Source organism: Rugosimonospora africana (assembly GCF_016862975.1).
In the GTDB taxonomy this organism is placed as follows: Bacteria; Actinomycetota; Actinomycetes; order Mycobacteriales; family Micromonosporaceae; genus Rugosimonospora; species Rugosimonospora africana.
Window position 1 is genome coordinate 192,171 of sequence record NZ_BONZ01000034.1, and the last position, 11,153, is coordinate 203,323.

13 protein-coding genes are annotated in these 11,153 nt (G+C 69.0%); 5 read left to right on the forward strand and 8 right to left on the reverse strand.

Annotated features, from left to right (window positions below; translation table 11 throughout):
- The first annotated feature begins 138 nt into the window (after positions 1 to 138).
- From Raf01_RS18445 to Raf01_RS18455, 3 genes are all read left to right on the forward strand, one after another.
- Complete coding sequence (locus tag Raf01_RS18445; RefSeq protein ID WP_203919140.1) at positions 139 to 1,086, forward strand: serine hydrolase domain-containing protein; 948 nt, start codon at positions 139 to 141, stop codon at positions 1,084 to 1,086.
- Positions 1,049 to 1,243 carry a hypothetical protein gene (locus Raf01_RS50580; RefSeq protein ID WP_308442657.1) on the forward strand — a complete coding sequence of 65 codons (195 nt, stop codon included), beginning with the start codon at positions 1,049 to 1,051 and terminating at the stop codon, positions 1,241 to 1,243. The genes Raf01_RS18445 and Raf01_RS50580 overlap by 38 nt, the downstream gene beginning before the upstream one ends.
- Before the next feature lie 131 nt (positions 1,244 to 1,374).
- Positions 1,375 to 1,920 (forward strand): GNAT family N-acetyltransferase, encoded by a 546-nt coding sequence (locus tag Raf01_RS18455; protein WP_203919142.1) that lies wholly within the window; start codon positions 1,375 to 1,377, stop codon positions 1,918 to 1,920.
- A 106-nt stretch (positions 1,921 to 2,026) separates the two neighbouring features.
- Here Raf01_RS18455 and Raf01_RS18460 read toward each other — a convergent pair whose 3' ends face one another.
- From Raf01_RS18460 to Raf01_RS18475, 4 genes are all read right to left on the reverse strand, one after another.
- The gene (locus tag Raf01_RS18460) at positions 2,027 to 2,554 is read right to left on the reverse strand and encodes a maleylpyruvate isomerase family mycothiol-dependent enzyme (RefSeq protein WP_203919143.1); all 528 of its coding nucleotides are present in this window, start codon (positions 2,552 to 2,554) and stop codon (positions 2,027 to 2,029) included.
- Positions 2,551 to 3,540 (reverse strand): RNA polymerase subunit sigma-70, encoded by a 990-nt coding sequence (locus tag Raf01_RS18465; RefSeq protein ID WP_203919144.1) that lies wholly within the window; start codon positions 3,538 to 3,540, stop codon positions 2,551 to 2,553. The genes Raf01_RS18460 and Raf01_RS18465 overlap by 4 nt, the downstream gene beginning before the upstream one ends.
- Positions 3,530 to 4,993, reverse strand: a complete 1,464-nt coding sequence (locus tag Raf01_RS18470; RefSeq protein ID WP_203919145.1) for an MFS transporter — start codon at positions 4,991 to 4,993, stop codon at positions 3,530 to 3,532. The genes Raf01_RS18465 and Raf01_RS18470 overlap by 11 nt, the downstream gene beginning before the upstream one ends.
- Before the next feature lie 180 nt (positions 4,994 to 5,173).
- Entirely contained in the window at positions 5,174 to 5,845 is a 672-nt protein-coding gene (locus Raf01_RS18475; RefSeq protein WP_203919146.1) for a TetR/AcrR family transcriptional regulator, read from the reverse strand.
- Between the two features lie 75 nt (positions 5,846 to 5,920).
- On the opposite strand from Raf01_RS18475, the gene Raf01_RS18480 reads away from it, so the two are divergent.
- Positions 5,921 to 6,343, forward strand: a complete 423-nt coding sequence (locus Raf01_RS18480; RefSeq protein WP_203919147.1) for a hypothetical protein — start codon at positions 5,921 to 5,923, stop codon at positions 6,341 to 6,343.
- Between the two features lie 27 nt (positions 6,344 to 6,370).
- Here the strand turns inward: Raf01_RS18480 and Raf01_RS18485 are convergent, their stop codons facing one another.
- Positions 6,371 to 7,384: a methyltransferase gene (locus Raf01_RS18485; protein ID WP_203919148.1), complete on the reverse strand. Its 1,014-nt coding sequence runs from the start codon at positions 7,382 to 7,384 to the stop codon at positions 6,371 to 6,373.
- Between the two features lie 111 nt (positions 7,385 to 7,495).
- Between Raf01_RS18485 and Raf01_RS18490 the strand changes: the two genes are divergently transcribed.
- Complete coding sequence (locus tag Raf01_RS18490; protein ID WP_203919149.1) at positions 7,496 to 8,299, forward strand: class I SAM-dependent methyltransferase; 804 nt, start codon at positions 7,496 to 7,498, stop codon at positions 8,297 to 8,299.
- Between the two features lie 144 nt (positions 8,300 to 8,443).
- On the opposite strand, the gene Raf01_RS18495 is transcribed toward Raf01_RS18490, so the two are convergent.
- The 3 genes from Raf01_RS18495 to Raf01_RS18505 are packed head-to-tail and all read right to left on the reverse strand — an operon-like array spanning position 8,444 to position 11,134.
- Positions 8,444 to 9,232 (reverse strand): thioesterase II family protein, encoded by a 789-nt coding sequence (locus tag Raf01_RS18495; RefSeq protein WP_239133719.1) that lies wholly within the window; start codon positions 9,230 to 9,232, stop codon positions 8,444 to 8,446.
- A gap of 43 nt (positions 9,233 to 9,275) precedes the next feature.
- The gene (locus Raf01_RS18500; RefSeq protein ID WP_203919151.1) at positions 9,276 to 10,217 is read right to left on the reverse strand and encodes a TauD/TfdA family dioxygenase; all 942 of its coding nucleotides are present in this window, start codon (positions 10,215 to 10,217) and stop codon (positions 9,276 to 9,278) included.
- Positions 10,214 to 11,134, reverse strand: coding sequence for a thioesterase domain-containing protein (locus Raf01_RS18505; RefSeq protein WP_203919152.1), 921 nt, complete (start codon positions 11,132 to 11,134; stop codon positions 10,214 to 10,216). Before Raf01_RS18505 ends, Raf01_RS18500 begins: the two co-directional genes overlap by 4 nt.
- Positions 11,135 to 11,153 lie beyond the last annotated feature (19 nt).

Below are 11,153 nucleotides of genomic sequence, written 5' to 3' on the forward strand. Positions count from 1 at the left end.
GACGGCCCCCTAGAGGCGAACCCCGGACCCGATTCGGGGGCGGTATCGGGGTGATTCTCGATACCACGGGATCACCGCGGCAGAGAGGGTTTCCGTAGCCCTTCGGACAGAAGGGGACTTCACGGGAGGATGATGTCGATGATTCACCGCCGCTGGGCCGCCTGCGCGGCCGCCGCCTCCGTCATGATTGCCGCGCCGGCCACGGCCGCCGTCGCTGCCGGCAATCACGGGTACCCGCTGGGACAGGACCTCGACGCGGTGGCCGCGAACGGCCCCACCGGCGCCCCGGTCGACGGTACCCGCGTCACCCGGGCGACCAGCGGCAGTGCGGTGGCCGGTACCGACCGACCGGTCGACGCCCGCGGACGGTTCCGTGCCGGCAGCGTCACCAAGACGTTCGTCGCCACCGTTGTCCTGCAACTCGTGGCCGAGCACCGGCTGGGCCTCGACGACCCGGTCGACCGGTGGCTGCCCGGGGTGCTGCCCGACAACGACGGGAAGATCACCGTCCGCGAGTTGTTGAACCACACCAGCGGGCTCTTCGACGTCACCGACACGCTCCCGCTGAACCCTCCCACCGACTTCCTCCCGATGCGGTGGGACACCTGGACGCTCCCGGAGCTGGTCGACCGGGCCACCGCCAACGATTCGCTGTTCGATCCGGGTACGGACTACCACTACTCCAGCACCGACTACCTGGTGCTCGGCATGCTCATCGAGCGCATCACCGGGCACACCTACGCGGACGAGATCTCACACCGGATCCTGCGACCGCTCGGACTGCACGACACCACACTGCCGGGTACCGATCCACGCGTCGCCGGCCCGCACGCGCACGACTACATCCCGGACGGCAACGGCGGCGTCGTGGACATCACCGAGATGAACCCGTCCGTCATGAACGCGGCCGGCGAACTCATCTCCACCAGCCGACGACCTCAACCGCTTCACCACTGCCCTGCTCGGTGGCCGGCTGCTGCCACCGGCCCAACTGCGGGAGATGAAGACGGTGTCCGCGCCGTCCGAAACCGGCCTCGGCCTGGAGGTCATGCCGTTGCCTTGCGGCACGACGGCGTACGGTCATGACGGCGACGCGCTGGGCGTCTCCACCTGGACCTTCACCACCGGCGACGGGCGGGCGGTCACGCTCTCGGTGACCTGGGGGACCAACCGCCCAGCCAAGGCAGCCGTGACCGCGCTGCTCGACGACGCACTGTGCGACCCGGCGTCAGCGTCGAACTGAGATGGCACAGGTCGCGAAGCCGCGCGCCTGATGCCAACCGGGCACGCGCGGGCGGCGTCCCGCCGGCCGCTCCAAGCGGCCGGCGGAAACTGTGCCGATGGCCTGTTGTGTGTACTGGCAGAATCGCGAACATGTTTCCGGTCATGGACATCGCGCTCGATGATCTGCGGCTACGGACGTTGGACGTGCGGGACGCGGGTCTCGTCGTGGAGGCCACCCGGGGTGAGCCGGCTCGGGCGTTGTGGGATGCGCATCCGGTGGGCCCCTACTCGTGGGAGGACGCGCGGGCGGCTCTCCGGGCCTGGAACGGCGGGTCGTCGGGACAGGTCTCCTATGGTGTGCTGAAGGATTCGCGGCTGGTTGCCGCGGTAGGCCTGATGTCCAGCGGTGCCGATGTCGCGGAGCTGGCGTACTGGGTCCGTCCGGAGCAACGGCACCGGGGCATCGGGCTGCGGAGTGTGCGCGCGGTCACCCGGTGGGCTCAGACGGATGCCGGCCTGCGGCGAGTCTGGTTGGAGATCGATCCCGACAACGAGGCGTCGTTACGGTTGGCGCGGCGGGCCGGATACCGCTTCGATGAGCGCCTGCCGCGCCACTGCCGTTCCTGGATCGACGAGGCTCCCGAACGGGACGTGTGGCACGACTGCCTGATCTGGGTCGCCGTCGGAGCAGACTGAGCCAGTACTCCCAACTGCCGGTGTCGTCGTGCCACCCGCCATAGCCGTTCTTCGCGAAGTACGAACAGGCGCTGTACGCCGCACGTGTCGGCGCCGCTGGCCAGGATCAGGTCTCTCGGCGCCGCCGTCCGAACAGCGCCAGGAGACGGTCGGTGTCGGTACGCGTCGCCGAGGGCGATACCTCGTCCGCGAACAACCCGGTCCGCTCGATTTCGTGAAGCACCCGTGGCGCGTAGATGAGCAGCGCGTCCACGAGATCCAGCGGCAGTTCGTCGGAACTGCCGACGGCACGATCGATGTCCCAGGCGTGCACGGTCAGCTCGTACACGCCGGTGAGGGCCACCAGGTCGACCCCGCCGCATCGCGGAACGGACGCGACCGCCTCCCGTAGTCGGCGTAGCTCGCTTCGCGCCGCGGAACAGCCGGCCGGCGGCGGCGGCGCCGGTGGGCTGCCTTCCATCAGTTCCCGGATGCTCGCCGCGGAATGAGCCACGTGACGCACCAGCGTTCCCAGGTCCCATTCCGTGCAGGGTGTCGGGCTCGTGGGGTCGGCCCGGGAAGCGTTGTCGATGCTCCGGCTTACCAGGTCGATCGCCCGGGCCAACAGCTGCACGGCGGGCGGGATGCCGGTCATGGCGTCGCCGCCGCGGGAAGCGACGACGCCAGACCGAACGACGGGAACAGCGCCCTGTCGATGAACACCACGATGCGAGCGATCGATTCGCCGTCTGTCTCCAGCAGGTGGATCGCGTGCGGCAGGAACCTTCCGTCCGCGGATTCGCTGTACGTGGCGATGGCCGGGTACCCGTTCGCGGAGGTGCGGATCGACCGCCGGGACCGGGTGAAGACGCGGCGGTGGAGATGGTCGAGAACCGCGGCCCTGCCCCGGAACCAGATGGGGAACGGCGGCATCTCGTACTCGACGTCCTCCCGCAGCAACTCGGCGATTGCCGCGCTGTCGTCGGCTTCGAAGGCGGCCAGGTACCTGTTGAGCACGGCCTCGTCGACCCGGGCGGCGTCCGGCCGCTGGTCGTACGGCGGCACGTCGGCCAGAGTCGAGCGCGCCCGTTGCAGGAGGCTGCGGGCCGCCACCGGGCCGATGCCCAGGAACTCACCGGCTTCGGCGGGGCGGTAGCCGACCACCTCGACCAACAGCAGCACGGCCCGCTGCCGGACGGGAAGGCGCTGGAAGGCGGCCACGAGCGCCAGGCGGGTGCTGTCGCGGATCGCGACGATCGTGGCCGGATCGTCGGGCTGCTCAGCCAGCCGCGCCGTCGGTATCGGATCCAGCCACGGCACCGCGTCGGCCCGGGTCAGGTCCGCGTTCCGCGGGTCGTCGACCGCCACCCCCAGGCCCGAGGGCAGGACCCGGCGGTGGTGGGAACGCAGCGCGGTCAGGCACGCGTTGGTGGCGATCCGGTACAGCCAGGTGCGCAGCGACGAACGGCCGTCGAAGTTCTCGTACCCGCGCCACGCCCGGATGAGCGTGTCCTGCACGAGATCCTCCGCGTCGTGCAGCGATCCCAGCATGCGGTAGCAGTGCGCCAGCAGTTCGCGCCGGTACGGGTCGGCAAGCTCGGCGAACTCGTCCCCACCGGGCCAGCGGGACTCAGCTGACACCGACACCGGCCTCCTCCTCAACGGTCGGTACCGCCGCGCCCTCGGCGACACGGCCACTCGCCGGTGCCGGCGCGGGACGTCGTCCGGGGGCCAGCAGGCCCGCCGCCGCCCCGATCAGGGCCATGATGGCAGACGTGACGATCGCCGCCGAGAAACCGTCGGCGAACTGCCCCGGGGAGCGATCGCTGCCGTGGGCGGCGAACACAGCCGCGAGTACGGCGATGCCCAGTGCGCCACCGAGCTGCCTCACGGTGTTGAACGTGCCGGCCGCCTTGCCCATCGAGGACGGCGCCACCGACGCCATCACCGCGCTCTGCTGTGCGGGCATCGCCATCGACGTACCGATTCCCGCGACCACCAACGCCGGAACGCAGGCGGAGTACCCGTCGCGGTTGTGCGCGGCCATCGCCAGCCAGAGCAGGCCCACGCCCTGCAGCAGCAGTCCGGACAGCATCAGCCAGCGCGGCCCGACCTTGTCCAGAACCCGGCCGGCCAGCGGCGCGACGAAGAACAGCGGCACGGTCCACGGCAGGTACCGGATCCCGGAACCGAGCGGTGTGTTGCCCAGGCAGAACTGCAGGTACTGGGCGAGGAAGAACACGGTACTGAACAGGGACGCGGTCAGCAGCAGCGCCGAGACGTTGCCCGCCGCGAACTCGCGTACCATGAACAGCCTCATCGGCATCATCGGCTGCGGTGCGCGCAGCTCCCAGGCGACGAACCCGGCGAGCAGGACGACCCCCGCGACCAGGGTGCCGAGGACCTCGCCACTGCCCCAGCCGGCCGTACCCGAGCGCACCAGCCCCCACACCAGGCAGAACATCGACGCGGCGACCAGCAGCAGCCCCAGCAGGTCCGGCCGTACACGGTTGCCCTTCATCTCGCTGAGCTTGAGCGCGGCGAACGGAAGCACGAGTGCGATGACGGGTACGTTGATCCAGAAGATCCACTGCCACGCGACACCCTCGGTCACCGCACCGCCCACGAGCGGACCGCCCACCACCGCGAGGCCCATCACCGCGGCGTACACGCCCATGATGGTGCCCCGCCGGTGCAGCGGCGTCGCGGCCGTCAGCAGTGCCAGCGCGGCAGGAGTGATGAGAGCCCCGCCGGCGCCCTGGACGACGCGGGCGGCGATGAGCAGACCGATGTTGGGTGCGAGTGCGCAGGCCGCCGATGCGATGGCGAACACCACCAGGCCGATCAGGTAGGCGCGCTTGCGGCCGATCCGGTCACCGATCTCGGCGCCCGGAATCATCAGGGCGGCGAAGCTGAGGCTGAACGCGTTAACGGTCCATTCCAGGCTGGACATCGTCGCGTGCAGGTCCTGATGGATGGTCTGCAGGGCGGTGGCGACCACGAGCTGGTCGAGTGCCACCACCAGCGCGGCCACCGCGGTGATAGCCAGCACCCAGCCCAGGCGGGCTGGTCTGCTGGTCTGGGGAACAGTCATGTCGAGCGGTCCTCTCCTCGGGTCATCGCGGATATAGACCCGGCGGGCCCGCGAAATTCGTCGCTGAGCCCGGAGGAAATTTCGCTGGATTCGTGACCCGGTAGCGCCCTCTCCCGCTGGCGATCCGCCGCCGGTCCACGTACCGACGGATTTCCGACCGCTCGGCCGAGAAGCGCCCGGCTACGGTCGTCCGGATGGGCACACGCCGTCGAGGAGTGCCCGCAGGCCCAGCAGGAACCGAGCCTGCGGATCGTCGTGCCAGCCGCGGCTGGCCGCCGTGATCGTGGCTACCGACTCGGGGGGCAACGCCAGCAGTCGACCGCGGGCCGCGGTGGAGCGGCTGCGGTGCCGGCTGGTGCGCGGCCAGGTCGTCGCGAGTACATGTCCGTGGATATAGACCAACAAGACGTGGTACGCGTCCCAGAGCGCCTCGTCAGGTGTCCCGGCCTGCCGAAGGAGGGCGAGCACCTGCTCGGTGACGGCAACGCCGTGTGGCCCGACGGCACCGCGCTGCAGGACCGCCTGGGACAGGCCGGGGTGGGCCTGCAGGGTCTGCATCATGGACACCGCGGCGCCTTCGACTCGCGCTCGAGCGTGGCCGTGCGAGGGTACCCGGATTTCGGCCAGCAGATGGTCGATCACCAGGTCGACCACGGCGTCCTTGCTTTCGACGTGGCCGTAGATCGCGGCGGGCGATACGGCGAGCTCTGCCGACAGTGCGCGCACGGTCAGCCCGTCGAACCCGGCGCCGTCGATCAGGCGGAGCGCGGCAACCACGATCCGCCGCTCGTCGAGGACGGGAGGACGCCCGCGCTTGCCGGCAGGCTCGGGCGCCGGGTCATCCAAAGCCACTTGCCGATCCTGCCACAGACACCGTATTTTCTGAACAGCGTTCAGTTAATAGTCCGCCGCTGGAAGGCCACGTCCATGAGCCCGAGACCCGGCACTCTGCTCACGAAGATCAAGGACCACAACCGGTACAACGGCTTCCTGTTCAGTGCCGTCGAGTTCGGCGTCATCGCGGCCGTCACCGCCGGCCTGGGGGTCTACTTCGTCGTCGCGCACCGGTGGGTGCCGGCGCTGGTCGCGATCGGACTCGCGGTCAACTGCACACCCGTGGCGGTGCTGGCGCTGCGGTCCCGGGCCCGCCACGAGCCGCAGATCGGCTACGCCGGCCTCGCCTCGGCCGAGACCCGTCGACAGATCCGAGCGGAACGGCCCCACCTGCTGCGCGACACGCTCACCATCACCGGGCTGACCCTCATTCCCTACGCGGCCGCGCTGCGACTGCTGGTCGAGCGCGGTCGCGGAGCCGTAACGCCGGGAGCCGGCGCCCGGGAAGACGCGTGACCGGCCGGCGGTCGTGGCCCGATCCGGTCAGGCGGCCTGGCAGTCGATGACGACGAGGCCCGACGAGGTCGTTGCGACATCGGTCGCGGCCAGCCCGGCCGCCGCCACGAGCGCCCGGTAGTCCTCGACGCCGCGCTCCCGCCCGCCGGCCAGCACCAGCATGCGAAGGCTCATCTCGGCGAACATGCCGGGGTCGTCGCCGGCGGTGCCATGCGATTCGACGATGACCACCCGGCCGGTCCTGCCGGCAGCGTCGGCGCACCGGCGCAGGATCGCGGTGGCCTGCTCGTCATCCCAGTCGTGGAGCACGGCAACGAGCAGGTACACGTCCCCGCCGGTGGGCAGCGGGTCGAAGAAGCTCTGCCCGGCGAACTCGCACCGCCCGTCCAGCCCACGCTCGGCGAGGAACCGGCGTCCCCGGGCCACGGTGTCGGGCAGGTCGACCAGCGTGCCACGGATGCCGGCATTGGCCCGCAGAACCTCGGCCAGCAGCGCCCCGACTCCTCCGCCGACATCGACGACGTGGCGCACCCCGGACCAGTCATAGGTCGCGGCCGCCCCGGTCCGTGTCGAGGCCGCCATCGTCGCGTCGAACGAGGTCGCGACAGCGGGGTTGGCGGCGAGGTAGTCCCAGAACGGTGTGCCGAATGCCGCTTCCCACGCGGGCCGGCCGGTGCGGACCGTATGCATCAGCTCGGTGAACGCCAGGTCCATCCGGCCGCCGAACTCGTCCAGGTCGAACATCATCCGCATCCCGGCCGGATGGTCCGATCGAAGGAGATCGCCGATCTCGTTGAGGGTGAACCGCCCCGGCGAGGGTTCGGCGAACACCCCGTGAACGGTGAGGTGCCGCAGCATCCGGCCCAACGCGTCGGCGTCGGCGCCGCTCCGTCGCGCCAGGTCGTCGACCTGCTCGACGCCGCCGGCCATCAGGTCGGCCAGCCGAAGCGTGGCGGCCACCCGGACCGCCATCGGTGTCACCAGATCGGTGAGCGGAACCAAAAGCTGCCAGGCCGATGACTCATTCTCATTCGAGGTCATGCCCCACGTTAACGTCAGCGCCGAGAAGCGGTGCCCCGAAACCCCGTGGGAAACGGAGCCTGACCGCTCCATCGGCGCTCAGGCAGACTCGGCCGACGGTAAGGTAGCGCGGTGCGACACCCGGCAAGCGAACCCACGCCCGGTTCCAGCGGCTACGACGCCGAACTGCGGCGACACAACCCGGTACTGCACAGGGCCTGTGGCGTCCAGCTTCACGAGCACGTCCTGGACATCGGCTGCGGGAGAGGGCAGACGACCCGGCAGGCCGCGCGTACTGCCCGGGCAGGCAGTGCGCTCGGGGTCGACATCTCCGCGCCCGCCATCGAACGCGCCCGCGAGCACGCCCGCGCCGAGGGGCTCGACAACGTCACCTTCGAACGCGCCAACGCACAGTCCCACGACTTCCCGCCCGGGTGCTTCGACCTGGCAATGAGCAGGTTCGGCACGATGTTCTTCGACGACCCCGTCGCCGCATTCGCCAACATCGGGCGGGCACTGCGTCCGACGGGGCGTCTGGTGATGATGGTCTGGCAGCCCGCCGAGCGCAACGAGTGGGACGTCGCCATCCAGCAAGCACTCGCGGGACCGGACGGGCAGGTGGCCGCGGCTCCCGCCGGACCGGATCCGTTCTCGCTCGGTGACCCGCGGACCGTGACGCAGATCCTCGGCGTCGCGGGCTTTGCCGACATCGCTTTCACCGACGTCGACGAGCCGGTCTACTACGGTCCGGACGTGGCCGCCGCCCTCGACTGGGTCGGCGGCTTCACTAGTACCAGCAATGTCCTGAAGCGGCTGGACCCCGCCGCCGCGTCGCGCGCGGTCGGGCGTCTGCGCGAGACGCTCGCCGCGCACGCGAGCGACGACGGTGTCTGGTTTGACTCCCGCGCCTGGCTCGTCACCGCACGTCGCCCCTGAGGTAACGCGCGGCGTGCCGCCGCCCGGCTCATCGCCAGCGGGCCAGCACCGCCCGGCGGCCCCGATCGAAAAGGCAATGGAAAGCGGCTCGGTACCAGGCCTCGTCCCGCTCCGATGCGCGGGCCGCGGATCCCCCGCTCGCGTTCATCGGCGTTTCGAGGGCAAGGCGGTCACCACCGCCTCGACGAGCCCCAGCAACTGCGATTCCGCACTCGTGATGAAGAGATGCCCACCGGGCAACGTGTGCAGGGCGAAGGCTTCGCTGGTGCACGCCGCCCACTCGCCGACATCAGCCTCGGAGATATCGGAATCCTGGCTGCCGTGGAATGCGACGATCGGAGCGGGCAGTGCCGGGCACACCGGTCTGAAGTATGTCTCCGCCGCTTTGAAGTCGGCCCGCATCGTGGGCAGGATGACATCGAGCAGGTCGTCGTTGTGCAGGTTCGGATTCGGTACCTCTTGCATACCGCGCACGGCGGCGATGAAGTCGCGACGGGACAGCTCATGCAAGACGGTCCCCCGTTTCCGGACCTGCGGCGCCCGAGCTCCGGAGACCAGCAGACCGACCGGTGGCATACCGTATCGGACGAGACGCGCCGCCACCTCGTAAGCGATCATCGCGCCCAGGCTGTGACCGAAGAGGAAATAGGGTCGGTCGATGTCGGCCGCCAGCCCGGGCGCAACCGCGTCGGCGATGCCGGCGACGCTGTCGTTGGCTTGCTCGAACAACCGGCCGTCGTGTCCCGCCAGCGCCACCGGTGCCACTTCTACGGATGGCGGCAACCGGTCGGGCCAGTTCCGGAACACCCCGACGCCCGCCCCGGCCCACGGGAAGCAGTACAGCCGTGCAGCCGCTTGAGGACGCGGACGGAGAACCGCGGTCGGCTGGCGAGAAACGGCGTCGCCTGACCGACCCCACAAACTAGCCGTCATCTGCGGTCCTCCTGTGTCGCGTGCCGACACTTGTCGACGACGATCATCCCGACATCGCCACCAGTACCTTGCGCGCGCCCGTGAACGGTCGCCTACCGTGCGCTACCAGAACATTGTCGATGAGCAACAGATCTCCGGCATGCCAGTCCATGTCCCACGCGATCTCGAATCCACGGTCGCGAATCTCGCGAATGTATTCGTCCGGAATCACGCCGCCATCGGCGAGCCGAACCGATTGCGGCAGCTCATCCTCTGGCATGGTCTCCGCGAGCGTCCTGGCCGTAGCATTGTCCAGCCCCGCGGGATGCCACTGATCGGCTTGATTGAACCAGACTTCGACGCCACTAGTGGGATGTCGAGTTGTGGCCTCGCGTATCTGAACGATGCGCAGAGTCCCGTCGTTGCACCACTGCCAGTCGGCGGCGGCGGTGGCCAGGAACTCCTCGACCTTCGCCCGGTCGTCGGCCTCGAAAGTGGCCTGCCAGCTTTTGCCCAGGCCTCGGCCGTCGGGCAGATTTTGCGTGTATCTGACCCCATCCGAGAAGCTGTCGACGATCACGGGATCCAGGGACTTCAACCAACGCCTTCCATCCGTGATCGGCGTAGCACCTCCCGTCGCGGGAGCTTCCAGGCAGTAGAAGGCCAACCGCGACGGCCACCTGTTGCTGTACGAGAGCTCATTGTGCAGGGAGATCGAGAGGTCGGCGCGATACTCCGTTGAGGTGTATACGTTTTGGCCGACCTTCGTCCGCGGGGAATTCCCGTGAACGTAGGGCAGTTTGTTGGGCAGGATCCGTTCATGGACCTGTTCGAGCTCGTCCGCTGTGACGCCGAACCCACGAAAGACAAGTGCCTTGTTCTCGACGAGTAGGACCTCCAGGTCTTTGACACTGTCGAGCCACTGGTCCAAGCCACGCGCAGAGGGCTCCACCTCCACCTCGTCGGGTTGAACGACCATGGGCTTCCAGTCAGCGGCCTCAGTCATGACGGGTACCTCCTCGAAGTAGCGGCTGGTTCTCGGGTCGACCCGGCTCCATCGTCAACCCGGTCGGTGCGGTAGGCCGCCTTTGCGCGTTCATCGAAGATGGAGCGAAGGTGGGTACCGATCTGGCTGAGCGCCTCGGGTTCCATGATGCCGGCATGGTCGTGGGGCATGAAGTGGGTCTCGACGTCGCCGGCGACGAGGGGCTTCCAGCGCGCGATAAAGTCCGAACTTCCCGAGGCTGTGGCGCAGAAGAGCATCAGATCGCCCGCAATTCTTTCCGGTACGAATCGCTGCGCGATGCGGACGTTGTTCCGCCAGACCCGACCGATCGCGACGAGCGTCGCGTCGTCCATCCCCGAGTAGATCTGTCGCCGCCGCAGCCGTTCGATGTCGGAAGCCGCGTCGTGGTCCTCGATCGGTCCCGGGTGGGTCGCGGATCCGTCGCGCTCATCCACACTCTCGGTGTGACTCATCGGGTACGAGTCGATGAGCACCAACGAATCGACCTGTTCGCCTTGCTCCTGAAGGAGGGTGGCGATGGCCTGCGCCACGAGTCCCCCCGACGAGTAGCCGAGGATCCGGTAGGGACCGGAGGGGCGGACGGCGCGGATCTCCCGGAGATAGTCCTCGGCCATCTGCTCAACCGACTGCGGCAGGTCCGCTTCGTGCGAGATGCCCCGTGCCTGAAGCCCATAGACGGGTTGGTCTTCGCCGAGGTGGCGAACCAGGCGGATGTACGGCCAGCTCAATCCACCCGCGGGATGGACGCAGAACAAGGGTGGGCGAGATCCGTCGATCTGTAGCGGCAACAGCACCTCGTAGCCGGAGCGGTGATCGGTGTTCTTCAGCGATGCGGCGAACCGTTCCACCGTCGGGGCCTCGAAAATCGCCCGGACCTCCAACTCCACACCCAGCACCGCCCGGATCCGGCTGACC